Source organism: Nitrincola lacisaponensis, assembly GCF_000691225.1.
Taxonomy (GTDB): domain Bacteria; phylum Pseudomonadota; class Gammaproteobacteria; order Pseudomonadales; family Balneatricaceae; genus Nitrincola; species Nitrincola lacisaponensis.
On record NZ_JMSZ01000007.1, the window covers coordinates 57944 to 83501 of the forward strand.

24 protein-coding genes are annotated in these 25558 nt (G+C 54.1%); 8 read left to right on the plus strand and 16 right to left on the minus strand.

The window, feature by feature from the left end:
• Position 1 precedes the first annotated feature (1 nt).
• The gene (locus ADINL_RS01255) at positions 2-736 is read left to right on the plus strand and encodes a spermidine synthase (protein ID WP_036542904.1); all 735 of its coding nucleotides are present in this window, start codon (positions 2-4) and stop codon (positions 734-736) included.
• 28 nt (positions 737-764) lie between these two features.
• Complete coding sequence (locus ADINL_RS01260) at positions 765-1538, plus strand: DUF4197 domain-containing protein (protein WP_036542907.1); 774 nt, start codon at positions 765-767, stop codon at positions 1536-1538.
• Positions 1539-1540: 2 nt separating this feature from the next.
• Here the strand turns inward: ADINL_RS01260 and ADINL_RS01265 are convergent, their stop codons facing one another.
• From ADINL_RS01265 to ADINL_RS01295, 7 genes are all read right to left on the minus strand, one after another.
• Positions 1541-2452, minus strand: a complete 912-nt coding sequence (locus ADINL_RS01265; RefSeq protein WP_036542910.1) for a DMT family transporter — start codon at positions 2450-2452, stop codon at positions 1541-1543.
• A gap of 18 nt (positions 2453-2470) precedes the next feature.
• A complete protein-coding gene (locus ADINL_RS01270; RefSeq protein WP_036542914.1) occupies positions 2471-3229 on the minus strand; it encodes a FadR/GntR family transcriptional regulator in 759 nt (252 codons plus the stop codon).
• A 26-nt stretch (positions 3230-3255) separates the two neighbouring features.
• Positions 3256-5277: a TRAP transporter permease gene (locus tag ADINL_RS01275; RefSeq protein WP_036542917.1), complete on the minus strand. Its 2022-nt coding sequence runs from the start codon at positions 5275-5277 to the stop codon at positions 3256-3258.
• A gap of 31 nt (positions 5278-5308) precedes the next feature.
• Entirely contained in the window at positions 5309-5785 is a 477-nt protein-coding gene (locus ADINL_RS01280) for a DUF1850 domain-containing protein (protein WP_051632456.1), read from the minus strand.
• Between the two features lie 9 nt (positions 5786-5794).
• The gene (locus ADINL_RS01285; RefSeq protein WP_036542919.1) at positions 5795-6757 is read right to left on the minus strand and encodes a TAXI family TRAP transporter solute-binding subunit; all 963 of its coding nucleotides are present in this window, start codon (positions 6755-6757) and stop codon (positions 5795-5797) included.
• 279 nt (positions 6758-7036) lie between these two features.
• Positions 7037-8392, minus strand: coding sequence for a sigma-54-dependent transcriptional regulator (locus tag ADINL_RS01290; protein ID WP_036542922.1), 1356 nt, complete (start codon positions 8390-8392; stop codon positions 7037-7039).
• Positions 8389-10182 carry a sensor histidine kinase gene (locus tag ADINL_RS01295; protein ID WP_051632457.1) on the minus strand — a complete coding sequence of 598 codons (1794 nt, stop codon included), beginning with the start codon at positions 10180-10182 and terminating at the stop codon, positions 8389-8391. Before ADINL_RS01295 ends, ADINL_RS01290 begins: the two co-directional genes overlap by 4 nt.
• A gap of 161 nt (positions 10183-10343) precedes the next feature.
• Here ADINL_RS01295 and ADINL_RS01300 point away from each other — a divergent pair, with 161 nt between their 5' ends.
• The gene (locus ADINL_RS01300; protein ID WP_036542925.1) at positions 10344-11522 is read left to right on the plus strand and encodes an acyl-CoA dehydrogenase; all 1179 of its coding nucleotides are present in this window, start codon (positions 10344-10346) and stop codon (positions 11520-11522) included.
• A 23-nt stretch (positions 11523-11545) separates the two neighbouring features.
• Entirely contained in the window at positions 11546-12757 is a 1212-nt protein-coding gene (locus tag ADINL_RS01305; RefSeq protein ID WP_036542928.1) for a CaiB/BaiF CoA transferase family protein, read from the plus strand.
• Between the two features lie 13 nt (positions 12758-12770).
• Here ADINL_RS01305 and ADINL_RS01310 read toward each other — a convergent pair whose 3' ends face one another.
• From ADINL_RS01310 to ADINL_RS01340, 7 genes are all read right to left on the minus strand, one after another.
• Complete coding sequence (locus tag ADINL_RS01310) at positions 12771-13157, minus strand: DUF3461 family protein (protein ID WP_036542931.1); 387 nt, start codon at positions 13155-13157, stop codon at positions 12771-12773.
• A 108-nt stretch (positions 13158-13265) separates the two neighbouring features.
• A complete protein-coding gene (gabT, locus tag ADINL_RS01315; protein WP_036542934.1) occupies positions 13266-14540 on the minus strand; it encodes a 4-aminobutyrate--2-oxoglutarate transaminase in 1275 nt (424 codons plus the stop codon).
• A 19-nt stretch (positions 14541-14559) separates the two neighbouring features.
• The gene (gabD, locus tag ADINL_RS01320; RefSeq protein ID WP_036542938.1) at positions 14560-16014 is read right to left on the minus strand and encodes an NADP-dependent succinate-semialdehyde dehydrogenase; all 1455 of its coding nucleotides are present in this window, start codon (positions 16012-16014) and stop codon (positions 14560-14562) included.
• Between the two features lie 46 nt (positions 16015-16060).
• Positions 16061-16885, minus strand: a complete 825-nt coding sequence (locus tag ADINL_RS01325; RefSeq protein WP_036542940.1) for an ABC transporter permease — start codon at positions 16883-16885, stop codon at positions 16061-16063.
• Positions 16886-16889: 4 nt separating this feature from the next.
• A complete protein-coding gene (locus ADINL_RS01330) occupies positions 16890-18146 on the minus strand; it encodes an ABC transporter permease (RefSeq protein WP_036542943.1) in 1257 nt (418 codons plus the stop codon).
• A 72-nt stretch (positions 18147-18218) separates the two neighbouring features.
• Positions 18219-19268, minus strand: a complete 1050-nt coding sequence (locus ADINL_RS01335) for an ABC transporter substrate-binding protein (RefSeq protein ID WP_051632458.1) — start codon at positions 19266-19268, stop codon at positions 18219-18221.
• A gap of 52 nt (positions 19269-19320) precedes the next feature.
• Complete coding sequence (locus ADINL_RS01340; protein WP_036542947.1) at positions 19321-20421, minus strand: ABC transporter ATP-binding protein; 1101 nt, start codon at positions 20419-20421, stop codon at positions 19321-19323.
• Positions 20422-20763: 342 nt separating this feature from the next.
• Between ADINL_RS01340 and ADINL_RS01345 the strand changes: the two genes are divergently transcribed.
• Genes ADINL_RS01345 through ADINL_RS01360 form a run of 4 tightly spaced genes read left to right on the plus strand, consistent with a single transcriptional unit; the run spans position 20764 to position 23679 of the window.
• A complete protein-coding gene (locus tag ADINL_RS01345) occupies positions 20764-21333 on the plus strand; it encodes a cupin domain-containing protein (RefSeq protein ID WP_036542950.1) in 570 nt (189 codons plus the stop codon).
• A 7-nt stretch (positions 21334-21340) separates the two neighbouring features.
• Entirely contained in the window at positions 21341-21769 is a 429-nt protein-coding gene (locus ADINL_RS01350; protein ID WP_051632459.1) for a gamma-glutamylcyclotransferase family protein, read from the plus strand.
• 37 nt (positions 21770-21806) lie between these two features.
• On the plus strand, positions 21807-22811 hold the full coding sequence (locus tag ADINL_RS01355; RefSeq protein ID WP_036542952.1) for an amidoligase family protein: 1005 nt from the start codon (positions 21807-21809) through the stop codon (positions 22809-22811).
• A 1-nt stretch (position 22812) separates the two neighbouring features.
• Positions 22813-23679, plus strand: a complete 867-nt coding sequence (locus ADINL_RS01360) for an alpha/beta fold hydrolase (protein WP_036542955.1) — start codon at positions 22813-22815, stop codon at positions 23677-23679.
• On the opposite strand, the gene ugpC is transcribed toward ADINL_RS01360, so the two are convergent.
• Positions 23649-24704: a sn-glycerol-3-phosphate ABC transporter ATP-binding protein UgpC gene (gene ugpC, locus ADINL_RS01365; protein ID WP_036542958.1), complete on the minus strand. Its 1056-nt coding sequence runs from the start codon at positions 24702-24704 to the stop codon at positions 23649-23651. The two genes, ADINL_RS01360 and ugpC, sit on opposite strands and share 31 nt — an antisense overlap.
• 3 nt (positions 24705-24707) lie before the next feature.
• On the minus strand, positions 24708-25556 hold the full coding sequence (gene ugpE, locus ADINL_RS01370) for a sn-glycerol-3-phosphate ABC transporter permease UgpE (protein ID WP_036542963.1): 849 nt from the start codon (positions 25554-25556) through the stop codon (positions 24708-24710).
• Positions 25557-25558 lie beyond the last annotated feature (2 nt).

Here is a 25558-nt window from a genome sequence, read left to right on the forward strand (position 1 = left end):
TATGCCGCTGCAAGGGGTTGAGATTTACCGTGGTTATGATGCGCTGGGTGTGGTGCAGGTGATGGATGATGGCCATAAACGCTATTTGTCGTTTGGTGCCGAGGATGAGCAGAGCTGTGTTCTCAAAGATCAGCCCTGGATACCGCAGATGGATTATATCCGGGCGATGCTGCTGGTACTGCTGTTCGTCACACCGCGTCGTGTGCTGGTGCTGGGATTAGGGGGCGGTTCCCTGAATACCTGTCTGCACCATGGCTTTCCGGATATGCAGCAGGATATTGTCGAGTTGCGCAGTGAAGTGGTGACTATTGCCCAGCGGTTTTTTCAGCTGCCGCGCAGTAAACGCACTCAGGTGCATACCATGGAAGCGCAAACCTATCTGGATACGGAAGCGGGCCGACCTGCCGATATTATTTTCAGTGATATCTACGATGATCAGGGTGTCAGTGAGCAACAGCATCAGCCTGCCTATCTGCATGAATGTCATGCACGTTTGCGTCCCAACGGCTGGCTGGTGTTGAATTGCTGGAAAGAACATCGCGGAGAAGCTGTACTGGAGGTGCTGCGTGAACAGTTTGCCCAGGTGTACAGCTGCACCACGCAGGATGGCAACTGGGTGGTGTTTGCGGGTAAATCCGACAATTTTCCCAGTCAGTCTCAACTGAAACAGACGGCGAAACAGTTGAGTCAGTCATTGGGGTTTTCGTTAAGTGGTTATCTGAATCGTTTGGTCTGAGACGGTGCTGGTGATAAAGGAGAGTGATATGAAAAGGTTTGCCAAGCTGATGTTGATCGGTGCCATGACACTGCCCGCAATGGCTCAAGCACAGGAGTGGGGTCGTTTACTGGATCGTGGGCAGGAGGTGCTGGAGCAGCGGCGTGGATCGGCTGCAACAGAGGCGCCGGCAACAGCAGCCCCGCCACCTGCAGGCGTAAGTGATCGCCAGCTTTCTCTGGGGTTGAAAGAGGCGCTGGCCGTGGGTACTGAGCGTGCGGTCGCGACGCTGGCGCAGCCGAATGGTTTTCTGGGTGACAGTCGGGTGAAGATTGAACCACCGGGTATGCTGGGCAGTGCTGTTGGCACCCTGAGACGTGTTGGTTTTCAGTCTCAGGTGGATGCCTTTGAATTAAGCATGAACCGGGCGGCTGAGCAGGCTATCGGGCAGGCGACACCGGTGGTGTTGAATGCGATTGAGTCGATGACGCTGGAAGATGTTCAGCGCATCTATCAGGGCGGGGATACGGCTGCAACAGAGTATTTCAAAGGACAAACCTTTACTGAGCTACAGCAGTTGTTACGGCCACATATTGAACGCTCCATGCAGCAGACAGGAACGACAGCTGCCTGGCAGGCATTGACGGATGCAGCCACTGCATCACTGCCGATGCTGGCGGGTTATACGCCTGACCTGGCGGATCATGTGACTGAATCGGCACTGGATGGCCTGTTCCTGCTGTTGGCAGAGGAAGAACGCAAGATCCGCAGGGACCCGCTGGCACGCAGTACTGAACTGCTGCAGCAGGTGTTTGGTTTGTAAGTTCAGGGTGGGGGGATGCGGGCACCCGGAACCCCCCGGCGCGCCTTGATATTGATGCGTATCAGGTCGAGCAGGGCGCTGCCGCTGAGTGTCAGCAGTATCAAACCGCCACCGATAAAGGCCATGGTGGTGGGCAGCTCGCCAACCCACCACCAGACCAGCAGTGTGCCCAACAGGGTTTCCAGAATCAGCATCAGGCTGACTTCAGCACCGGTAATGTAACGCGGTCCGCTCTGGATCAAGTAGTAGGCGGCTGGCAAAAACACCAGTCCCAGTAACAGAATTCGCTTCATGTCCTCCCAGCCGGGGAGGGCAACACCACCCAGTAATATAGCGGGAATGATCATGGCGATGCCGGCAAACGGCAACAGTACCGTGGTATCTATGCCTTTTTGCGCGCTGGCCACGGTGGTGTTGATCGCCATGGAAAACGGCAGGATCGCTGCAATCAACAGTCCCATCGGGTTACCCGCCTGCATTTCGCCAGACAGCATCATCACGGCACCGGCAATACAGAGCAGGATGACGACCCAGGTTTGCAGGCGCAGCTTCTGCTGAAAGAACAGCAGCCCGATGATACCCGCAATCAATGGAGCCATGTTCTGAATTACCAGTACATTACCGGCAGCGGTGAGTCGGTTGGCTGCGACAAACACCCAGGAGCTGGTGGCGATGGCCAGCGGACAGATCCAGATGGCGCTGCCACAACGGCGAATGGCATCAGGCAGTTCGCGTTTATAGCGCCAGGATGCCAGCAGGGTCACTACCAGGCACATCAACAGTGCCCGCCAGAACACAAAGACCGGCACATCGACATCGGTATCCTTTACGATCAATGCATCCGGCGACAGCATGACAACACCTGCGCCGGTAATAAGATAGCCTTTCAGTCGGGTGGGTAAACGGTTCAGCATGTCAGCGCCTGAGTAATCCTAAAGAAACTGTCGGGATAACCGGGCTTCGAGTTCGATGTTGAAGGCTTCCGCTGCCTGCATGTGCTCCAGCATCAGCTGACGCACTTTCAGGCGGTCTCGGGCCCGAAACGCTTCCACCAGCTGCTGATGGTACTGCAGGTTGGATTTGGAAAATTCGATCTGCTCCGGTAGTTGTACTTTCTTGTATATCACAAGGTCTTTGAGCAGATCATTCAGAAAACGACCTATAAAGCCGAGAATGGGATTACCGCAACGTTCTGCCAGCAGAATATGAAAATCGAGTTCTGACATGCGATGATCCAGGCGCTGCTCAATGTCGGCGGGCGGGACAGCACAGCAGTCAGTCAGGCGTGCCAGCTCATCGATATCGGCTTCACTGAGGTGATCACAGGCCAGCAAGGCGATTTCCGGTTCGATCAGCTTGCGCAGGCCATAGATATCCGGGCCGCTGGTATGCTGAAAGTGCAGGTAATTTCGCAGCATTTGCGAGGCGTGACCGTAAGGGACTTCGGCCAGTATTGCACCGCCATTGGGGCCGGTTTTTACTGTGATCAGCCCCTGGACTTCCAGAGACTTGAGCGCTTCGCGTACGGTGCCCTTGGAGCATTCGAACAGCTCGGTCAGGGCTTTTTCATTGGGCAGGCGGTCTCCCGGCTGGATGTCCTGAACGACAATCCAGCGTTTGACCGCCTCGACGATCTGATCAGCGCGCTTCATGCGCTTGGGGATTTCAGCGGCTGTCAGTGCCTTGCTCATGCCATACTCATCTGTCAGTGATTGGATTACCCCGGCTGTGGTTGGCTTTGCGCAGTAGCTTTGCGTCCCTGGATGAAGTTGATCACCAGCAGCAGAATCGCAATGGCCGCACTGATTGCCTGTACCGTCGCACTCGGGAAGAACAGCGCAATGGTACAACTTAACAGGATCAGACGCATCCAGTGTTGCATCCAGGTAAACAGATACCCCTCAATGGCGGCCGCAAATGCCAGCAGTAACAGGATAATCATGGCACCTTTCCAGATCAGAATGGACCAGGGGCCACCGGTAATGATTTCCGGGTGGAATACCATATACAGCGGTATCAGGTAGAGCCCTTTGGCAAATTTCCAGGACTGTACACTGGTTTCCATGGTCTTGCTTCCGGCGATGGCGGCGGCGGCAAATGCCGCCAATGCCACCGGCGGTGTGACGTTGGAATCCTGTGAATACCAGAATACCAGCAGGTGTGCGACCAGCAGCGGAATGCCGAACTCGTTGGTCAGTGCCGGACCGACCAGTACGATCAGGACGATGTAGCTGGCGGTGACGGGCAAGCCCAGACCCAGAATCAGACTGGCGATGATGACCAGCAGCAGAGCCAGCAGGATGTTACCACCGGAGAAGGCGATCATCATGGAGGAGAATTTGAGTCCCAGACCGGTCAGACCGACCACCGCGACGACGATACCGGCTACCGCACAGGCAATACTCACGGCCACCGCATTGCGTGCACCCAGTTCCAGACCCAGCAGGGTTTTGTGGAAGCCGGATTTCACCGTCTGCACCATCTCCTGTTGCAGATTACGGTTGGCAGCGCCACGTTTATAGGCCTGATACAAGCCGTTGAGTGCCGCAATGATGATAATGCCCATGACTGCGTAGAAACCGACACGCATGGGTGACAGGCCTATGACCAGCAGGTAGACCAGCATGATCAGCGGAATCAGGAAGAACCAGCCGCGATTCATCACTTCTCGCATGACTGGCAACTCACTCTTGGCCATTCCGTGCATACCCTGTTTGATAGCAATGATGTGAACAAACAGATAGACGGTGGCGAAGTACAGCAGTGCCGGGAAGACACTGACTTTGATGATTTCGACATAGGGTACGCGGGTGTATTCGGCAATCAGGAAAGCACCGGCCCCCATCAGCGGTGGCATGATCTGCCCACCGGTACTGGCTGCCGCTTCAATACCACCGGCTTGTGCCGGTTTATAGCCGAGGCGTTTCATCAGGGGGATGGTGAAGGCACCTGTAGTCACCACGTTGGCAATCGAGCTGCCGGAAATCGATCCCATACTGGCGGACGCGATAACAGCGGCTTTCGCCGGGCCGCCACGCTGACGACCCGTTCCGGCAAATGCCAGATCAATAAAGAACTTACCGGCACCGGTGACTTCCAGAAAGGCACCAAACAGTACAAAGATAAACACGAAGGTAGCCGCTACGCCGAGCGGCATACCGTAGATCCCTTCCTGCCCGAGGTAGAGCTGTCCGGCAATACGTTCCAGGGTGTAACCACGGTGGTTCAGAATTCCTGGCAACCATTCACCGAGCCAGGGCAGTGCACCACGCGGGCCTGCCAGTGCGTAGAGAATGGCAACAATACCGATCAGTGTCAGGCCAAAACCGACGGCACGACGACTGGCTTCCAGCACGACGACAGTGGTCATGCAGGCGACGATAATATCCGTCTGAGACCAGAAGCCTGCACGGTTGATGATGTCATCCAGGTAAAACACCAGATAAAAACCGGAGTAAGCGGCGGCAGCAAAAAGCGCAACATCGATCAGCCAGGTGAGCGGGCCGCGACGATACTTGTTCATCGGTGGAAAGATGAGGAAGGCCAGCATCAGTACCAGCGCCAGGTGAATGCCGCGCTGGTAGAACAGGCCGAGAGGTTGGATGCCAGCGCTGTACATCTGGAATAGCGACAGGCCGATGGCAAGCAGGGTAATCAGCCAGAGGACCGGACGGGGTCCTGAATCGGTCGGAAAACTGATGGTGTCCGGTGAAGGTACCGGGCTTTTACTGTCCGTCATGTGTGCACTCCGGCTATGTCAGCCTGTTATTCTAGTGTTGTATGGGTGTCAATTGCAGCCGCAGGCGTTGGCCAGCAGCCAGTGTACTCAGATTCAGTTGTGTGTCGGCACTGACCAGGGTATGCGCCACTGATTCACTGCCAATACGAATCCACAGCTCATTGCCGGGAACCGGTTCATTGATGGATTCAATCAGGTAGCCTCCTTGTGGGTGGCTGACCAGTGTGCCTCGCCCTTCAAAATGCCCCAGACCGGCAGCAAAATCAGGCTGCCAGGAGTGGCTGAGTTGCATCTGACCGGCTTCGGTACGGTAGCAGTCTTCGACAGCAATGCCGGTAACCGAGTGCCGCCAGTGCAAACACCAGTGTCCGTGTTGTAAGGGAAAGTGCGTTATTAACTGGTTTGAAGCATCCCGGATTTCCAGTTGGTAGTCCGGGCCTGCTTCCACTGCTGCTGACCCGAAGATCAGCAGCAGTAGCGTCAGGGTTAGGTAGCTGCCCTGTCGCATGGGTTGTCATCACTCACGCAGGCGGTCAGGGATTTCTGCGTTGATCTCTTCAAAGTAACGCAGTGCACCCGGGTGCAGCGGGATAGGGGTTGAGGTCATGGTGAATTCAACCGTGGTGTCATTGGCCGCCGGATGAATCGCACGCAGTTCATCGATTTTCTCGAACAGTACTTTAGTAATCTGGTAAGCCAGCTCATCCGGCATGGCTGCATTTACGGTCAGTACGTTGGGGATTCCGATGGTGTGGGTCACTTCAGTCACGCCCTCATAGGTGTTTGCTGGCAGCGCGTAAGGCGCGAAGACCGGCTCGGCACCAATGGCATTTTCAACTTCTTCATCGGTGAAGGAGATCAGCTGAATGTCACGAGTGGTTGCCAGACTCAGGATTGAGCTGGTGGGTGGGCCAACACTCCAGAAGCCTGCATCGATATCGCCGTCACGCAGGGCATCGGCTGTTTCGTTGAAGTTCAGACGCTGAACAGTGAAGTCGCCATAACCAATACCGTTGGATTCCAGCAGCGCACGGGCATTCAGCTCGGTACCACTACCCGGAGCGCCGACAGAGACGCGCTTGCCTTTCAGGTCCTGCAATGAGGTGATTCCGGAACCCTGCAGGGCAACCAGCTGTACTGCATTCGGATAGACAGATGCGATGGCGCGCACATCACTGACCTGACGGCCTTCAAATGCGCCGGTGCCAGTGTAGGCCTGGTAGACAGTGTCTGCCAGTGCGATGGCCAGGTCGGAATCTTCGCGGTGGATCAAGCCCATGTTTTCGACAGAGGCACCGGTGACTTCGGCAACCGCTGAATAGCCATCAATGTGGCGACCGATCATTTCAGCCAGACCACCACCAATGGGGTAGTAAACGCCACCGGTACCACCGGTTGCGATTGAAAGGTTCTGTTGTGCCTGCACGGCGGGGACAGCCAGGGTTGCAGACAGGACAAGTGCAAGGCCAAAGCGGCGCATAGTGTTTCTCCTTGGTTATTTTTATAAAACACTACCCGGCAGCATCATCGGGGATGCGCTGAGCAGTCAGCTTGAGTGTAGAGTGTGTTACCTGATATTACCTAATCTTAATTATGCTTGTTTAGGTTGTACCCGTAGGGTTTAGCACAAAGCGTGCCAGAAAATAATTATTCAGCCAGCGGTGAGGTTTGACAGGGAAATGACAGGAAATTCATCGTTTTTTCCCGAGTGGTGAGCAATAAATGGCCGATACCCTGGTTATCATCGGCCATTTTTGGCTTATTCAGGCTGCTCCGCCTGTAACAAGGCTTCGCGTTGCAATCCCAGACGCAGCATTTTCTGGTTCAGGGTGCGCCTTGGCAGTTGCAGTTCATCCAGCACTTTCTGAATGTTGCCCTGATGACGCAGTAACGCCTCCCGTATCAGTTTGCGTTCATAGTCTTCCAGTTGTGCAGCCAGACTGCTGGGAGGTTCCCCCGATGTATGAGCACTGCTTTGCCCTTCTAGTCCCAGTGCAAAGCGCGTGGCCCGGTTGCGCAACTCACGTACGTTGCCCCGCCAGGGGTTTTGCAGCAGTGCCTGGGTATAGGCTGTATCTGCGGGCGCGACTTCAAGATCGTGTACGTCGGCGGCCTGTTGTACAAAGTGATTGAACAGCAGCAGGATATCCTCCTGACGTTCTCTCAGTGGCGGAATAGACAGCTCGGCAACCGCCAGGCGGTAATAAAGATCTTCACGGAACTGACCTTGTTCAGAGAGTTTCAGCAGATCGATTTTGGTGGCTGAGATAATGATCAGATCGAGGTTGATCAGCTGGTTGCTGCCAATTCGCTCAATCTGCTGCTCCTGAATTGCCCGCAGCAGTTTGATCTGTACCGGCAGCGGCATGGATTCGATCTCGTCCAGAAACAGTGTGCCGCCACTGGCCAGTTCCAGTTTGCCTTCACGGGATTCGAGTGCTCCGGTAAAGGCACCCTTGCGATGGCCAAACAGCTCGGATTCCACCAGCTCATGGGTCAGGGCACCACAGTTGATGGCAACAAAGGGCTTGTCTGCGCGGGGGCTGCATTCATGCAGTGAGCGCGCCACGGCTTCTTTGCCGGCACCGGTTTCACCGTGGATCAGGATATTGGCCTGGACTTTACTCAGGCGTTGTACCTGCTGGCGCAGCTGTGTGATGGCAGGGCTTTTGCCTAGCAGGCGGGTGTTGGCCGGGTCCTGCATGGCTGCACGCAAGCGGTGATTTTCCAGCTGCAATGAGCGGGTGATCAGGGCTTTGCGGATCACTTCTTCCAGACGTTCGGGATCAAACGGCTTTTCCAGAAAATCCCAGGCACCCTTGCGGATCGCTTCCACCGCCATGGGGATATCACCGTGGCCGGTAATCAGAATAATTGGCAGTTCCGGGACTTTTTGATGAATCTGTGCCATCAGCTCAGTGCCGCTCAGTTCCGGCATGCGTATGTCAGATACCAGTACACCCGGGAAGTCGGCTGTGATATGGGCTGCAACGCCCTGAGGGTTGTTGAGCGTAATCACTTCAATGTTGGACAATTCCAGCCATTGCCGGGTCGCCTCAAGGACGGCGGGATCATCATCGACCAGTAAAACCTGGTTACATTCTATCGGAGTCATGCTGCTGTTGCCTTTTCATCAGAACCGGGTAGCCAGACCACAAAGCGCGCGCCACCTTCATCCGGAATTTCGGCGCGAATGTTGCCGCCCAGATCCTGGACCAGTCCGTAACAGATAAACAGTCCGAGCCCCATGCCCTGGCCGACATTTTTGGTAGAGTAAAAAGGCTCAAACAGATGCTTGATCTGTTCTTTAGCAAAACCCGGGCCATTATCCTCCACCTGTAAGCACCAGCCATGATTCTGATCTGACAGGCGAATGGTAACCTGCGGCTCGGATTGCTGTGCCACGGCATCCAGTGCATTACCGATCAGGTTAACCAGTATCTGCTCAATACGGGCATCATCCCCGCGTATTAGTGCTTGAGCAGGAATTTTCGTATCAATCCGGACCTGCTGTTGAGTGATACGGTGCTCCAGCATGTCCAGCACAAAGTCGATACGTGCAGCCCAGTCAACCGGCTGTTTCTGAATCGGTGCCTGGCGTACGAAGACTTTCAGTTGCGAGGTGATGTCACTCATGCGACTGGTCAGGGTCATGATCTTGTCCAGCGCTGTATCCACCTGGTCAATCAAACCGCGTGCCAGCAGCTTGCGCCCGGAGGCTGCATAGGTGCGTACCGCGGTCAGTGGCTGGTTCAGCTCATGGGAGAGGCCAGCGGCCATAATGCCCAGTGCGGCGAGTTTTTCCGACTGTACCAGCTCACGTTGAATGCGTTGCAGTTCAGAGGTGCGTTTTTCCAGCTCGGCGGTACGCTCGATGACCTGATCTTCCAGGGTGTCATTCAGGTTGCGCAGGCGCTGTTCTGCCTGCAAGGCGGCATGAGCGCGGCGGCTGCGTTCGCGCATCCAGAGTACTGCGGTGAGACAGAGGATATAGAGTATCAGTACGACACCGGTTGTCAGTGCGGCAAAGCGGTAGAGCGGCTCCAGTGGTACCAGATAATGGATACGCCAGCCCGGGCGTGAGAGTTCCAGACTGCGGTTCAGAAAACGTTCTGATTCTGTATCCGACACAGGCATATGCAGCAGCGCGGCATCGTTATGGCTGCCCAGCGGGCTGAGTGTGATGCCATCAAACTGCCGGTTGCGCTCCAGGTCGTCCAGTTGCTGGTCGGTAAGTGGCTCGAGATAGCGATACTTCCATTCCGGATGGCTGGACAAGACGATGATGTGATTGGTATCCGATACAAACACTTTTTCAGCGGCGGACTGCCAGTCTGCCTGCAGTGGTTCCAGGTCGACCTTGACGACGGCGACACCGCGTTGCTGATCGTTCAGGCTGAACACTTCCTGCGATAAAAAGTAGCCTGGCAGCCCGGTGGTGGTACCGATGGCGAAAAATTCACCGCGTCCGGTACGGATGGCATCGGTGAAGTAGGGCCGAAAACGGTAGTTGTTGCCGACAAAGCTTTCTGCCGTGCGAAAGTTGCTGGAGACCAGTGTCAGGCCTTCAGCATCCATGAGATAGACCTCATCGGCCAGCGAGGTGTTGCGTGTTTCCAGCAGGAATTCATTGACGCGTTCAATCAGCTCAGGTGCTCGTTGGTCCAGTAAGCGCCGAACATCGGGCGTTTGGGCGATCAGCCAGGGCAGGTAGTCATAACGGTTGATGGCACCTTCAAAGCTGCTGGCATACAGGGTCAGTCGCTCATCCGCCTGTTGCAACGCCTGCTCGCGGGCATGGTTAAACCCCAGCCAGCCACCTGCCAGCAACAGGAAGGGCAGCAACAGAAACCCGACGAGCCAGATACGGCGCAGTTCCCAGACAGATCTGTCAGCTTTTTGCATGCAATAACCCCGGATGTGCAGATGCCTGCCATAATACAGTGCGATGATGGGTTGATAAATGAATCTGATCCAAACAGCGAATTTCCTTGATTTACCCTATTTATTATAATAAATATTACGAATGGCTTGGCCACACTTAAATTTTCGCGGAGGCGCAGACAATGATTACATTCCAGTGGGATGACCCGTTATTTTTCCAACAGCAACTGACCGATGATGAGCGACAGATTCAGGATGCCGCGCGTGCATACTGTCAGGAAAAGCTGCAGCCTCGTGTTCTGAGTGCCGCACGTGAAGAGCGTTTCGACCGGGAAATCATGAATGAAATGGGCGAGATGGGTCTGCTTGGCCCGACTGTTTCTGAAGTCTACGGCGGTGCCGGTGTTAACAACGTCTCCTATGGTCTGATTGCGCGTGAAGTTGAGCGTGTGGATTCAGGTTACCGTTCAGCCATGAGTGTGCAGTCGTCACTGGTGATGCATCCGATCGAAGCCTATGGCTCTGAAGAGCAGAAACAGAAATATCTGCCGAAACTGGCCAGCGCTGAAATCATCGGCTGTTTTGGTCTGACTGAACCGGACCATGGTTCTGATCCGGGTTCCATGATCACCCGTGCCCGTAAAGTGGATGGTGGTTATTTGCTGAGTGGTCAGAAAATGTGGATCACCAACAGCCCGATTGCGGATATTGCGGTGGTATGGGCCAAGTCCGATGCGCATGATGGCAAGATTAAAGGCTTTATCGTTGAGCGTGGTACCGAAGGTTTCAGTACGCCCAAAATCAGCGGCAAGCTGTCTCTGCGTGCATCCATTACCGGTGAGATCGTGCTGGATAACGCCTTTGTTCCGGAAGAAAACCTGCTGCCAGGTGCAACCGGTCTGTCTGGGCCGTTTGGCTGTCTGAACAAAGCCCGTTTCGGGATCGCCTGGGGTGTGCTGGGTGCTGCCGAATTCTGTTGGCATGCAGCGCGTCAATACACCCTGGATCGCAAACAGTTTGGTCGTCCTCTGGCTGCAACCCAGTTGATTCAGATGAAACTGACCAATATGCAAACCGACATTACCCTGGGATTGCAGGCGGTTCTGCAGGTCGGTCGCTTGATGGATTCTGGTAACTGGGCACCGGAAATGATTTCCATGGTGAAGCGTAACAACTGTGGCAAGGCGCTGGAAATTGCCCGTATCGCACGTGATATGCACGGCGGTAACGGTGTATCCGACGAATATGGTGTGATGCGTCACATGGTCAACCTGGAATCTGTGAACACCTATGAAGGTACACATGATGTCCATGGTTTGATTCTGGGTCGTGCACAGACCGGTATTCAGGCATTTTTCTGAGCATCAGCCAAGTGAGGTGAGTTATGCCAGCACAACCCCTTCAGGGTATTCGGGTTCTCGATCTGTCGCGCATTCTGGCGGGCCCCTGGTGCAGCCAGCAGTTGGCAGATCTGGGCGCCGAGGTGATCAAAATCGAACGACCTGGTGAAGGGGATGATACCCGTCGCTGGGGGCCGCCCTGGCTGGAAACGTCGCGTGAAGCGGCATACTACCTCGGTGCTAACCGGGGCAAGCAGTCAGTTACAGTGGACATGGCGAACCCGGAGGGTCAGGCATTGCTGCATCAGTTGGTGCAGTCCTGCGATGTGGTGCTGGAAAACTTTAAAGTCGGTGGCCTGAAAAAGTACCGATTGGATTATGACTCGCTCAAGACGCTGAAGCCGGATCTGATCTATTGCTCGATTACCGGCTTTGGACAGGATGGCCCTTATGCACAGCGAGCCGGTTATGACTTCATGATTCAGGGCATGGGTGGCCTGATGAGTCTGACGGGGCAGCCCGACAGTGAGCCGGGCGGTGGTCCGGTGAAAGTTGGAGTTGCCTTTGCTGATATCTTTACCGGTATGTATGCAGCCAATGCCATTATGGCGGCGTTACTGCAGCGTCAGCGTACCGGTGAAGGTACCTATATTGATCTGGCATTGCTGGATGTGCAGGTCGGCGTGCTGGCCAATCAGGCGCTGAACTATCTGACATCCGGTGATGTACCCCAACGCTTGGGCAATGCTCATCCCAATATTGTCCCTTATCAGGCTTTTGCAACACGTGATGGGCATCTGATCCTCGCCGTGGGGAATGATGGTCAGTTCCGGCGTTTCTGTGAAACTGCCGGGTGTGTTGAGCTGGCTGATGATCCACGCTTCCAGACCAACGCCCTGCGTGTGCAGCACCGTGCCGAGTTGATCCCGCTGTTGTTGGAACCTCTGCGCCAGAAAACCACCGATGAGTGGCTGTTGGCACTGGAGCAGGTGGGGGTGCCCTGTGGACCCATCAATACGCTGGATCGTGTGTTTGAAGACCCGCAGGTGAAGCACCGTGGCCTGAAAATCACACGACCTCATCCTCAGGATGGAGAAGTACAGCTGGTCAGCAATCCAATCCGCTTTAATGGTGAAGCGCTGAATGCGCCGACAGCCCCGCCTTTATTGGGCGAGCATACAGACGCGGTGCTGAGTCGCTGTTTGAATCTGACGCCAGAAGCTCTGGTCAGTCTGAAGGAGAAAGGGGTCATTTAAGACCCCTTGATCGTCAAAGCTCTTCAATTTGCCGGCGAATGTCGGCAATTTTCCGTTCCATAACCTTTTCCAGATGATCGATCTCTTCCAGCAGGATCTCTTTGCGTCCGGTAACGGAGTGCATTTTATCTGCCAGCTTTTCCAGCTCAGTCAATGCGCGCAGGAAGTAGGGTGAGGATTCAGAGGTTTCCCGATAGGACACTTTGCCTTCGTTGACACGAACCGTTTTCACCTGACGCTTGAACTTGAATTTTTTGCTTTTGGCAAACCATTCACCCGGGTCACGGTGAAAATAGATTTTGAGTATGTCCATATCGCCTTCCTGACGTGTCGAAAACTTCTCGATTTCGGAGACATCTTCGATACCCATTTCAGCCAGTGTCTTGTATTGATCGCTCATATGGTCCCTTCCTGTGAAAGTGCGGCAGTAGTATTAGCTTCGACGTTAGTATAGCGCAAGCCACTGAAAATAAAATCGCCCGCAGTGCGGGCGATGGTATTTTCCGGATCAGGCGAGTTCGTCAAAACACTCGCTGATGATATCCAGACCTTGCTGTAGCTGTGCATCCGGTACTGTCAGTGGAACCAGGATACGGACTACGTTGCCGTACAGGCCGCAAGAGATCAGGATCAGGCCTTTGTCGCGTGCCTTGGCGACCACTTTAGCGGTCAGTTCCGGCTGTGGCAGGCCGTTACTGTCAATCAGTTCCATGGCAATCATGGCGCCCAGTCCACGGACGTCGGCGATGACCTGGTGTTTTTCAGACAGCGCCTTGAGGTGTTGTGTCAGCTTGGCACCCACATCGTTGGCACGTTGCAGCAGGTTTTCCTGCTCAAACACCTGGAGAACACCCAGTGCAGCAGCACAGGCGATCGGGCTGCCACCATAGGTGCCTCCCAGTCCACCTGGAGCGATGCTGTCCATGATGTCGGCTTTGCCTACGATACCGGAGAGCGGGAAACCACCGGCAATGGATTTTGCAAAGGTGGTGATATCCGGTTCAACACCCGTCTGTTCCATGGCGAAGAAGGTGCCGGTACGGCCTGCACCCGTCTGTACTTCGTCGGCAATCAGCAGTATGCCGTGTTTGTCGCAAAGTGCGCGCAGTGCTTCCATGAAGTCTTTCGGTGCGACATAGAAGCCACCTTCACCCTGAACAGGCTCGAGAATGATTGCGGCGATGTTGCAGGCTTCAGCATCAAACTTGAAGATACGCTCGATAGAGGCCAGTGCATCGGCGGTGCTGATGCCGTGCAGTTCACAGGGATAGAGTGCACGGTAGACATCGCCTGGCATCAGGCCCATGCCGCTGGAGTAGGGTGCAATTTTGCCAGTCAGAGCCAGTGTTGCCATGGTACGGCCATGGTAACCTGCACCAAAGGCAATCACGCCGGTACGGCCCGTGTGTGCACGAGCGACTTTGATGGCGTTTTCAACCGCTTCTGCACCCGTGGTGAACAGTGCGCTTTTCTTCGCTGATGGACCAAAGGCCAACGCGTTGATTTTTTCACAGACTTCAACGTAAGGCTCGTAGCCCAGTACCATGAAGCAGGTGTGCGACAACTTTTCCAGCTGTTCAGCAACGGCCTGCTTCACAGTGGGGTGCAGGTGGCCTGTGTTGAGTACGGCGATACCGCCGGCAAAGTCGATAAATTCGCGACCCTCTACATCCGTCAGGGTGGCGTTGCGGGCAGAGTCGATAAAATGTGGGTGTGCCAGGCCGACACCGCGGGCGACAGCCTGCGTTTTCCGTTCGATCATGCCTGCATTGGTTTTGCTCATGAGTCTTATCTCCAGATGCTTAGATATTGATGCAGAGGTATTTCAGTTCCAGATAATCTTCAATGCCATGGCGTGAACCTTCACGACCCAGACCTGAAGACTTCACACCACCGAAGGGGGCGACTTCAGTGGAAATTACGCCGGTGTTGATGCCGACCATGCCGTATTCCAGCGCTTCTGCAACACGCCAGACCCGTCCCAGGTCACGTGCATAGAAGTAGGCCGCCAGGCCAAACTCGGTATCATTTGCCAGACGAATAACATCGTCTTCGTCCTCGAAGGCAAACAGCGGTGCCAGCGGGCCGAAGGTTTCTTCACGGGCGATCAGCATGTCAGCTGTTGCGCCGGTGACGATAGTGGGTTCAAAGAAGTTGCCACCCAGGCTGTGGGGTTTGCCACCGACTGTCAGCGTGGCGCCTTTGCTCAGGGCGTCTTCCAAGTGGGTTTTGACTTTTTTGACCGCATTGCTGTCGATCAGCGGGCCGGTGGTCACGCCGTCTTCCAGTCCGTTACCGACGTTCAGTTTCTTCACTGCGGCGGCAAATTTTTCAGCAAAGGCATCGTAGACGCCTTTTTGCACATAGATGCGGTTGGCGCAGACACAGGTCTGACCGGCATTGCGGTATTTGGAGATGATGGCACCTTCTACGGCGGCATCCAGGTCAGCATCGTCAAAAACGATGAAGGGGGCGTTACCACCCAGCTCCAGAGACAGTTTTTTCAGTGTGGGCGCGCACTGTTGCATCAGTTTGATGCCGACGGCAGTGGAGCCGGTGAATGACAGTTTGCGTACCACATCGCTGTCGCACAGGGTGTTGCCGACTGCGATGGAGTCTTCTGCTGTTGCTGTGACCACGCTGAGTACGCCCGGTGGAATACCGGCCTCTTCAGCCAGCTGTACCAGTGCCAGGGCCGAAAAAGGTGTCTGTGGCGCTGGTTTCAGTACCATGGTACAGCCAGCCGCCAGTGCCGGTGCAGCCTTGCGGGTGATCATCGCCGACGGGAAATTCCAGGGCGTAATTGCTGCTGTTACACCAATCGGCTGGCGCAGTACCAGAATGCGTTTGTCTGGCTGGTGGCCCGGGATGGTTTCGCCGTAAATACGCTTGCCTTCTTCAGCAAACCACTCGATAAACGAGGCGGCATAGGCGATTTCGCCCTTGGCTTCTGCCAGTGGCTTGCCCTGTTCCAGAGTCATCAGTCGTCCCAGGTCATCCTGGTGTTGCATCATCAGCTCAAACCAGCGGCGCAGAATAACGGCACGTTCCTTGGCTGTTTTGGCACGCCAGGCGGGCAGCGCAGCTTCTGCTGCATCAATTGCACGCTGGGTTTCTGCAGCACCCATGCTGGGTACTTCACCCAGTTTGTCACCGGTGGCAGGGTTGTGTATTGCATAGCATTTACCACTGTCTGCATCGACCCATTGGCCATTGATATAGGCCTGCTGCCGAAACAGTTGCGTTGCTTGTAACATGTGACTCTCCAATCAAATCCGCGAGGAGGGGCTCGCGTTTCTAAGTTCAGGAATGACTGCGCATTTTTTCACTGCGGCGTCGAAGCAGTTCCATCACTAACAGCAGTACGACGGACATTAAAATCAGTATTGTTGCCATGGCTGCGATTGCCGGGCTGATGTTTTCACGAATACCGGAGAACATCTGGATAGGCAGCGTGCGCTCTGTCGGACTGGCAATAAACAGTGCCACGACCACTTCATCGAATGAGGTGGCAAAGGCGAACAGGCCACCGGATGCAACACCCGGAATAATCTGTGGCAGCACGACTGTAAAGAACACCCGCAGCGGACTGGCTCCCAGACTGGCACCGGCACGCATTTGATTGTAGTCAAATCCCTGCAGGGTTGCGTTGACCGTGATGACCACAAACGGTACGCCGAGAACAGCATGTGCGATCACCAGGCCGGTATAGCTGTTCAGCAGGCCCAGGTTGGCAAAGAAGAAGTACATGCCGACCGCAACGATAACCAGTGGTACTACCATTGGTGAGATCAGCAGCGCCAGGATCAGTCCTTTACCCGGGAAGTCAGCCCGGTTCAGACCGACGGCTGCCAGCGTGCCGAAAATCATCGCCAGCAGTGTTGCCAGAGGGGCTACTATCAAGCTGTTTTTCAGTGAGTCCATCCAGGGACCTGCACTGAAGATTTGCTCATACCAGCGCAGAGAGAACCCTTGAATGGGGTAGGTCAGGAACGAGCTGTCGCTGAAGGACAAGGGAATGATCACCAGTACCGGAATCATCAGGAACACCAGGATCAAGCCACAGAAAACTCTGAATACCCAGAACCAGATGCGTTCAATGGGCGAGGCGTAAGGTTGTAGACTCATGCTATCAGCTCCGCACCAGTTGTTTTTGATTGACCAGCTTGTGATACACCATGTACAGCAACAGAGTCACAATCAGTAGCAGGGCACCCAGTGCCGCAGCCATGCCCCAGTTGTTGGTGGTATTGGTGTAGTAAGCCACGTAGTAACTGACCATCTGATCGGACGGTCCACCCACCAGTGCCGGGGTGATGTAGTAACCCAGTGCCATGATGAATACCAGAATGGTACCGGCAGCGATGCCTGACAGGGTTTGAGGTACATAGACCTGCCAGAAGGCGGCAAAGGGGTGTGCTCCAAGTGATACTGCCGCGCGCTGATAGGAGGGCGATACGCCTTTCATGACACTGTAGAGTGGCAGAATCATGAAGGGTAGCAGTACATGCACCATGGCAAAGAACACGCCAATACGGTTAAACACTAACTGTATCGGAGAATCGATGAGCCCTGTCCACATTAATCCGGCATTCACCAGGCCTCCTGATTGCAGCAAAACAATCCAGGCTGCGGTTCGTACCAGCAGCGAGGTCCAGAAAGGCAGCAGGACACAGATGAGTAGCAGGTTGCTGGTCGAGGTGGGCAGGGTTGCGAGCAGGTATGCCAGTGGAAAGCCCAAAAACAGACAGATCAAGGTTACACCCCCGGCAATAATCAGGGTGCGCTTGAATACCTGTATATAGAGTTGCTGGTTTTCAGCAACCTTGACAATCTGGCCTTCGGCATTGCGTTCCAGATCCAGCGATGCCAACAGGTAACGGTCGGTTGTCAGCGGCGCAGTACGCTGAATAGCCTGCCAGGTGGCAGTGTCATTCCAGCGAGGGTCAATGCTGATGAGTTCTTCTGTCCAGCTCAGCTCGGTGCTGGCGGGCAGGCCTCTCAGGGTACGGGTCAGCAGTGACCGGAAAGTTGGGTCTTCATAATTCAAACGTCGACCGATGCGTCCCAATCCACCGCCAGAGCGGGAATCGCGCAGTTCTGCGGCAAACGCAGCAAACACGGCTTCATCTGGTAGTCCACTGCCATCCCATTGCTGAATCAGGGTGGCGGTTTGTGGCATTACCTGGCTGACTTCGGTGTTGTCGATGCTGCGCCAGAGCATGCTGCTGATGGGTAGCACAAAGGCAATGATCAAAAACAGGGCCAAGGGTGCAACAAGCAACATGGCCTTTATTTTTTTCAAGCGTTCAGCACGGCGCAGTTGCGCCTTAAGGCCGGTAACCGGTTGGGTTCCGGCAGCCGTTTGAGTGGCCGCAATGCTGGTCATTATCTCCTCCGGTCTTTCACAGACCCGTTGATGGCATGAAAACACCGGTCATCCCTGACCGGTGAGCAGGTATTACTGAGACGCCCAGGCGTTGAAGCGCTGTTCCAGCTCTTCGCCATAGTCAACCCAGAAGTCGGTGTTGACGGCGATTGCACCTTCAAGGTTGGCATCAGCGGTCGGCATGCGAGCTGCCTGTTTTTCGCTCAGCTCAGCGATGGCTGCCGGGTTAACCGGACCGTAAGGAATACGGCTGGAGTACTGTGCCTGGGTATCAGGCTGGCTGGAGAAGCGAATAAAGTCATAGGCGGTTTCGACATGGCTGCTGCCCTGTACGATGGCCCAGTAATCCAGGTCATAGAGGCTGCCAGTCCAGTTGATTTCCAGGTTGCGACCTTCTTCCTGAGCGGCTGCGATACGGCCGTTATAGGCTGAAGACATGACAACATCACCAGCAACCAGCCACTGTGGCGGCTGAGCACCGGCTTCCCACCACTGAATGTGTGGTTGCAGTTCATCCAGCTTGGCGAATGCACGGTCAACCCCTTCAGCGGTTGCCAGTACATCGTAGACATCATCAGCAGCTACGCCATCAGCCATCAGGGCAAATTCCAGCGTGTATTTGGCACCACGACGCAGGCCGCGCTTGCCCGGGAATTCTTCAACATTCCAGAAATCAGCCCAGCTTTCAGGGGCGCGTGACAGACGATCAGCATCATAAGCCAGGACAGTTGACCATACGAATGTGCCGACACCACACTCATGAATTGCAGCAGGGATCAGATCGTCCTGAATGCCCAGCAGTTCCCAGTCAATCGGTTCAAACAGGCCTTCAAAGCAACCACGAGCCAGTTCCGGAGACTCAACTTCAACAACGTCCCAACTGACGTTACCGGTTTCGACCATGGCACGAATACGGGCGAATTCACCGTTGTAGTCACCGGGTGTCAGGGTAATACCGGCTTTCTGTGCAAAAGGTGTGTAGTAGGCTTCCTGCATGGCATCGCCCGAGGCGCCACCAAATGAAATGACAGTCAATGCCTGGGCATTACCAGCCAGCACGAGTCCAGCGGACAGCAGGCCACCAGTCAACAGATGTTTCGCAGTGTTATTTTTCAGTTTCATAGTCTTCTCCGATATTGACGGATAGGTTTTCAGGGAGTGTGTTGCAGCAAAATCAGGATGCGTCCAGCGCCCGCACATCCTCATCACGCCAGCCGATATCAATATGATCGCCAACGGAGAGAGATGGGCAGAGTTCACTGACCGGTACCTTGACATAGAACTGGTCGTTTCCAGCCAGTTCACAGCGCAAACGCAGGTGGTCACCCAGATAGATGAATTCGTGCAATTTGGCTTTAAAACGGTTTGGCAGGCCTTCACTGGAGCCGTTTAGCCGGATCCGTTCAGGACGAATAGACAAGCGGGTTGGTACTCCGGTCGTCAAAGCCTGGCTTCTGGAGGCACGCGTGCCCAGTCCATCACCAAAGCTGACGCGGCAGAAGTCGCCATCAATCGCGTTGACCTGTCCCATCAGGGTATTATTTTCACCGATAAACTGCGCCACAAAGGAGTTGGCCGGGTATTCGTACAGGGCCTGTGGTGAGTCGATCTGCTGGATGACACCGTCATTGAACACAGCTACACGATCAGACATCGTCAGTGCTTCGCTCTGATCATGGGTCACGAATACGACGGTCAGGCCGAGGTTTTCATGCAGGTGCTTGATTTCCAGCTGCATGTGCTCACGCAACTGCTTATCCAGCGCTCCCAGAGGTTCATCCATTAATACCAGTTGAGGCTCAAAAACCAGTGCGCGGGCCAGGGCAACACGTTGTTGCTGGCCTCCCGAGAGCTGGGTTGGACGACGTTTGGCGAAAGATTCCAGTTTGATGGTCTGGAGAATCTTGTCGACTTTGGCACGTGCTTCAGCTTTCGGAACTTTACGGGTCTTGAGGGGGTAGAACAGGTTTTCTTCCACCGTCATGTGCGGAAACAGGGCATAGTTCTGAAAAACCATACCAATGTTGCGCTTGTGAGGGGGGAGGGTATTGAGGCGTTGCTCGCCGAGGAAAATATCTCCGCTGGTCGGTGTTTCAAAGCCAGCCAGCATCATCAGGCAGGTGGTTTTCCCGGAGCCGGAAGGACCCAGCAATGTGACAAACTCACCTTTCTGGATATCGAGGTTCAGGTCTTTGACAACCAGGGTCTCACCATCATAGGTTTTTTGCACACCGGTAAAGCGCACCAGAGGCTCATTGGCCGTGCCTGTTTGCATATCTTTCTCCTCCTGCGTCAGTCAAGCTGACTCGTTAATAAAAATTGACAGCAAGGGCGAAAAATAACACTCCACTTTCAGTAGGTGGGTATTATAGTTATTATTCCCCAAGGGAAACGCCCTTTTCAGGATACTTGAGAAGGTATCTAGAACTATTGTCGGATAGTTCTGCACGAAATGTGCCAAAAAAGCGTTTACCTTGACGGACATCTGATAGCCCGTGTGTTAAGTTTAGTTATCGCATATTTGATCCATTTAACGCAAGTGTAATTTTGCGCTTTATTTTGGTGCATTATGCGGTATCAAGTGCATCATTGTGGTGCGTTATCGGGGTGGATGGCAATGAGTGAGCAACACACTACACAAGATAACTTTGAGCTGGGGGCTCGGCTCAGGTTTGTGCGCCAGAATGCGGGTTTATCCCAGCGTGAACTGGCCAAGCGTGCCGGAGTGACCAATGCGGCCATTTCGCTGATTGAAAACAACCAAAGCAGTCCTTCAGTGTCATCACTGAAAAAAATTCTGGAAGTGATACCCATGTCACTGACAGAGTTTTTTGCATTGGAGACACCGGAGGAAAGCCGTGTATTTTTTAAAGCCAATGAGCTGGTTCCCATCGCTTCCGGGCCTGTTGATTTTCGCCAGGTGGGGGATGTGCGCAAGCATCAGCTGCAGGTGTTGCATGAGCGTTATGCACCGGGTGCAGATACCGGGCGCAGTATGCTCCAGCATGATTCTGAAGAAGGTGGCGTAGTGATCTCCGGCAGTATTGAACTGACGGTCGGTGATCGCAAGCAGATTCTCAAGGCAGGTGATGCGTATCTGTTTGACAGTCGTCAGCCACACCGATTTCGTAATATCGGTGATGTTGAGTGTGTGATCATCAGCGCCTGTACGCCACCTTATCTATAATAGAGGGATGATTAAACAATACTTTCCCGGTTTGCGTGGCTGGCTGGCGCTGTTTTCAGGTTTAACAGGCCTGTGTCTGCTGGTGGTCTGGTTTAACTGGTTCAGTCCTTATGGGTATACACCGCCTGATGATCTGCCTGTCATTGAGGAACGCTCGCATCAGGTATTTGCTTTCGGTACGCTGAAAAGTCCCTGGGTACGCTGGCTGGTCATGGGGCGTGCAGGAACGGCTGAACAGGCGTCTCTGCCTGGTAAACGTCGGGAAGGGTTGAATATCGTGCCTGATCCCGAAGCGGTGACCGAAGGGTATGTGTTTGAAGTATCTGCCCGTGAGTTGGCACGTCTGGACCATTATGAACGTCTTGGTGTGCGTTATGAGCGTGTCAAAATGTCACTGGATGATGGTCGTGAGGTCTGGGTCTATCGCAGGCTCTGAGTTCTGCCACCACTGAAACCGAAACAGGAGGGAGTGCATGACAATCTCTGTACCTTTGCGATCAGTACCCTGGCAACTGAATGCAGAGGGCCAACCGCGGCGCTGTGGTGTTGAAATCGAAATGAATGGTCTGACGCTGGATCAGGCCAGTCAGCTGGTTGCTGATCAGTTGGGTTTGCAGCGGGTACGGGATGGTCGCTATGAACACCGGTTGACCGGAGATCCCGCCGGAGACTGGATCGTCGAGCTGGATTTTGATCTGCTGAAAAAAATGGGACGCCGGCAGTATGAAACCGATACGCTGTCTGGAGAGCTGGGTGAGTCGGCTGAAGAACTGCTGAAAACGCTGGCATTGCCACTGGTGCCCCTGGAGGTGGTGAGTCCACCTTTACCGCTCGATCGTCTGACGGAGGTTGAGCAGTTGATTGCCCGTTTACGGGAGGCGGGCGCACGGGGAACCTCGGATACCTTGACCAACGCGTTTGGCATGCAGCTCAACCCGGAAATCCCGTCCCGGGATCCCCATCAAATAACTGCGGTATTGAAAGCTTTTCTGTGTTTGTATGACTGGTTGTTCAAGCGTGCCCGGATCGATTTGATGCGTCGTGTCACGCTGTTTGCTGAACCCTTTCCCAAAGCCTATGTGTTAAAAGTCATCGATACCGATTATTGGCCCAGTCAGGAGCGTCTCATTGAGGATTATCTGAATGATAACCCGACACGTAACCGTGCACTGGATCTGCTGCCGCTCTTCAGGTTTCTGGATGAGGATCAGGTGCTGGCGGCGACAGATGATGTGTTGATCAAGGCGCGCCCAACCTGGCACTATCGCTTGCCCAATTGTGAAATTCATGTGCCGGACTGGGGGTTGTATCAGGCCTGGAATGACTGGGTAGAGGTTGAACGGCTGGCGGCAGATACAGAGCGTCTGGAAGCCTGTTGTCGTGCATTCCGGCAGTGTATGTCACACCCCCTGGATCACTGGTTTGGTGACTGGGTTGTTCAGGTTGAACGAAACTGGATTTCATCACAGGAGATTTGAGATGCTGCCAGAACATCAATTCATATGCTGCGATGGGCTGGAAGTACACCTGACTTGCTGGGGACACCCGCAGGCTCCGGCTTTGGTGTTGTGGCATGGCTTGACGCGTACCGGGCGTGATTTCGATGAACTGGCCCGCAATCTGTCTGATCGCTGGTATGTGATCTGCCCGGATACGCCCGGAAGAGGTTTGTCGCAATGGAGCCAGACCCCGGAACAGGATTATATACTGCCACGCTATGTCGACATTGCCCGACAGGTGTTGTCAGCACTGTCGATATCCGAGTGTGTCTGGATTGGCACCTCTATGGGCGGGCTGATCGGTATGCTGCTGGCAGCAGAGGAGGAAACTCCGGTTCGGGCATTGCTGGTCAATGATGTTGGTCCTGAGTTACCTGAAGATGCCCTGCAACGAATTCGGACCTATATTTCGGTGCAGCCGGTATTTCGTTGCCTGACCGCATTGGAAACCTGGTTGAAGCAGGTGTACGTCACCTTTGGTCCGAACAGTGATGCTTTTTGGCGGCGTCTGGCGATGACCTCCTCACGACGCCTGCCGGATGGGACGTTTACCCTGCATTATGATCCTGCACTGGTTGATGCTTTTCAGGTTCCATCTGCGGATCAACCAGCTCCCACCCTGTGGCCACAATGGCAGGCCATTCGCTGCCCATTGATGATCATTCGGGGTGCCGAGTCTGATTTGCTCTTGCCTGCAACCCTGCAGCGTATGCGTACACTTCAGCCTCAAGCTGAAGTGATGACACTGGATGGTATAGGACACGCACCGACGCTGGTGACTGACGACCAGCAGCGCCGGGTGGTGCAGTGGCTGGATCAGCTATCTGTGCGTTTTCCAGAAGACTGATTAAATGGGTGCAGGTGCTGAATCTCGGCGTAAACCGTGAAGCTGGGTTGCTGAAAGAGTTCGGACATACTTTCAACACGCATGACCAGGTTATGCTCATCACTGCACAGTCTCATGTACAGATGGCTTTCGGCGCCGGCGGGTTCAAACAATGTCATGCTGCATTCAAACTGTATATGAGGGGTTGTGGGTGGCTGTAGCAACAGTTTGTCCGGGCGCACTCCAAGGATATCAGTCTGTTGCGGCAGTGTTGCCAAAGCGGCTTGGTTTAGAGGGTGATTGATGGCCTGAACCGGTATCAGATTCATGTTTGGTGATCCGATAAAACTGGCAACAAACAAAGTCTCAGGTCGCTGATAGACCTCCAGTGGTGCGCCCACCTGTTCAATCTGACCCTGATTAAGAACCACCAGGCGGTCTCCCAACGTCATGGCTTCCAATTGATCATGTGTGACGTATAGGGAGGTAGTTTGAAGGCGCCGCTGTAGTTGCTTGATTTCAACACGCATTTGTACCCGCAGCTTGGCATCCAGGTTTGATAGAGGCTCGTCGAGTAAAAAGGCCGCAGGTTCTCTGACCAGCGCCCGTCCCATGGCAACACGTTGGCGCTGGCCGCCTGACAGGGCTTTAGGTTTTCGTGTCAGGTGGTGTTCAATTTCGAGCATCTGTGCTGTTTTACGGACGCGTTCCTCAATTGCACTTTTTTGCCAGCCCCGATTCTTCAGTCCATACGCCATGTTTTGATAGACTGTCATATGTGGATACAGCGCATAGTTCTGAAACACCATCGCGATATCCCGTTGAGCAGGTTCCAATTGGTTAACACGCTGCTCGCCAATATATAAGTCCCCTGTCGTGATGGTTTCCAAACCCGCAATCATACGTAATAGCGTTGATTTTCCACAGCCTGATGGGCCTACCAAGACGATAAACTCTCCATCTCTGATAGTGAGATCAATACCTTTTACGGCGTGGGTACCGTCAGCATACACTTTGCTGAGGTTGTGTATCCGGATGGATGACATGCCTTATTTCTCCGTTTCCGTCAGACCCTTGACGAACAGTCGTTGCATAAAAAGAATCACCAGAATAGGGGGGAGTGCTGCTATGACCACGGTCGCCATGACCAGGTGCCAAAGTGGTTCACTGTCACCTCCAGTGACCATGCGTTGAATGCCCATGACGATGGTGTAATAGCCCGGATCGGTGGTAATGAGCAGGGGCCAGAGGTACTGATTCCACCCGTAAATAAACATAATGACAAACAGAGCAGCAATATTGGTAATGGACAGCGGTAACAAAATGTCGCGGAAAAATTTAAGTGGTCCTGCGCCGTCCATACGTGCTGCTTCGAGCATTTCCTCAGGGATTGTCATAAAAAACTGCCGGAACAAAAACGTAGCTGTGGCTGAGGCAATCAGGGGAATTGAAAGCCCGGCAAAGCTGTTCAGCATTCCCAGGTCAGCAACGACCTGAAAGGTTGGAACGATACGAACTTCCACGGGCAGCATCAGTGTCATGAAAATAATCCAGAAGAAAAACATCCGGAATGGAAACCGAAAATAGACGATGGCAAAGGCCGAGAGTAATGAGATAGCGATTTTTCCCAATGCAATGGTCATCGCCATGATAAAGCTGTTCCAGAGCATTTGTGCGATGGGAGGTGTGCCTGCCCGAGAGCGCCCTTCAAAAATCACCGTGGTATAGTTTTGCCAGGCTTGGGTACCTGGTAGCAATGGCAATGTTCCACTCAGGAAAGTCTGTCCATCATGGGTCGATGCAATAATGGCAACATAGACAGGAAAGATGACTAATGCGACACCCAATATCAGGATTGCATGAGCCAGCATTCGGCTCCAACGGTCATTTTCTACCATAA

Excerpts from the sequence above, each read along its gene's own strand:
- ADINL_RS01285 (WP_036542919.1), bottom strand. The coding sequence starts at position 6,757 with ATGCGCCGCTTTGGCCTTGCACTTGTCCTGTCTGCAACCCTGGCTGTC.
- ADINL_RS01265 (WP_036542910.1), bottom strand. The coding sequence starts at position 2,452 with ATGCTGAACCGTTTACCCACCCGACTGAAAGGCTATCTTATTACCGGC.
- ugpE (WP_036542963.1), bottom strand. The coding sequence starts at position 25,556 with ATGGTAGAAAATGACCGTTGGAGCCGAATGCTGGCTCATGCAATCCTG.
- ADINL_RS01360 (WP_036542955.1), top strand. The coding sequence starts at position 22,813 with ATGCTGCCAGAACATCAATTCATATGCTGCGATGGGCTGGAAGTACAC.
- ADINL_RS01325 (WP_036542940.1), bottom strand. The coding sequence starts at position 16,885 with ATGAGTCTACAACCTTACGCCTCGCCCATTGAACGCATCTGGTTCTGG.
- gabT (WP_036542934.1), bottom strand. The coding sequence starts at position 14,540 with ATGAGCAAAACCAATGCAGGCATGATCGAACGGAAAACGCAGGCTGTC.
- ADINL_RS01255 (WP_036542904.1), top strand. The coding sequence starts at position 2 with ATGCCGCTGCAAGGGGTTGAGATTTACCGTGGTTATGATGCGCTGGGT.
- ADINL_RS01330 (WP_036542943.1), bottom strand. The coding sequence starts at position 18,146 with ATGACCAGCATTGCGGCCACTCAAACGGCTGCCGGAACCCAACCGGTT.
- ADINL_RS01290 (WP_036542922.1), bottom strand. The coding sequence starts at position 8,392 with ATGACTCCGATAGAATGTAACCAGGTTTTACTGGTCGATGATGATCCC.
- ADINL_RS01350 (WP_051632459.1), top strand. The coding sequence starts at position 21,341 with ATGATTAAACAATACTTTCCCGGTTTGCGTGGCTGGCTGGCGCTGTTT.
- ADINL_RS01300 (WP_036542925.1), top strand. The coding sequence starts at position 10,344 with ATGATTACATTCCAGTGGGATGACCCGTTATTTTTCCAACAGCAACTG.
- ADINL_RS01275 (WP_036542917.1), bottom strand. The coding sequence starts at position 5,277 with ATGACGGACAGTAAAAGCCCGGTACCTTCACCGGACACCATCAGTTTT.
- ADINL_RS01310 (WP_036542931.1), bottom strand. The coding sequence starts at position 13,157 with ATGAGCGATCAATACAAGACACTGGCTGAAATGGGTATCGAAGATGTC.
- ADINL_RS01335 (WP_051632458.1), bottom strand. The coding sequence starts at position 19,268 with ATGAAACTGAAAAATAACACTGCGAAACATCTGTTGACTGGTGGCCTG.
- ADINL_RS01270 (WP_036542914.1), bottom strand. The coding sequence starts at position 3,229 with ATGAGCAAGGCACTGACAGCCGCTGAAATCCCCAAGCGCATGAAGCGC.
- ADINL_RS01340 (WP_036542947.1), bottom strand. The coding sequence starts at position 20,421 with ATGCAAACAGGCACGGCCAATGAGCCTCTGGTGCGCTTTACCGGTGTG.
- ADINL_RS01305 (WP_036542928.1), top strand. The coding sequence starts at position 11,546 with ATGCCAGCACAACCCCTTCAGGGTATTCGGGTTCTCGATCTGTCGCGC.
- ADINL_RS01260 (WP_036542907.1), top strand. The coding sequence starts at position 765 with ATGAAAAGGTTTGCCAAGCTGATGTTGATCGGTGCCATGACACTGCCC.
- ugpC (WP_036542958.1), bottom strand. The coding sequence starts at position 24,704 with ATGTCATCCATCCGGATACACAACCTCAGCAAAGTGTATGCTGACGGT.
- ADINL_RS01280 (WP_051632456.1), bottom strand. The coding sequence starts at position 5,785 with ATGCGACAGGGCAGCTACCTAACCCTGACGCTACTGCTGCTGATCTTC.
- ADINL_RS01355 (WP_036542952.1), top strand. The coding sequence starts at position 21,807 with ATGACAATCTCTGTACCTTTGCGATCAGTACCCTGGCAACTGAATGCA.
- gabD (WP_036542938.1), bottom strand. The coding sequence starts at position 16,014 with ATGTTACAAGCAACGCAACTGTTTCGGCAGCAGGCCTATATCAATGGC.
- ADINL_RS01345 (WP_036542950.1), top strand. The coding sequence starts at position 20,764 with ATGAGTGAGCAACACACTACACAAGATAACTTTGAGCTGGGGGCTCGG.
- ADINL_RS01295 (WP_051632457.1), bottom strand. The coding sequence starts at position 10,182 with ATGCAAAAAGCTGACAGATCTGTCTGGGAACTGCGCCGTATCTGGCTC.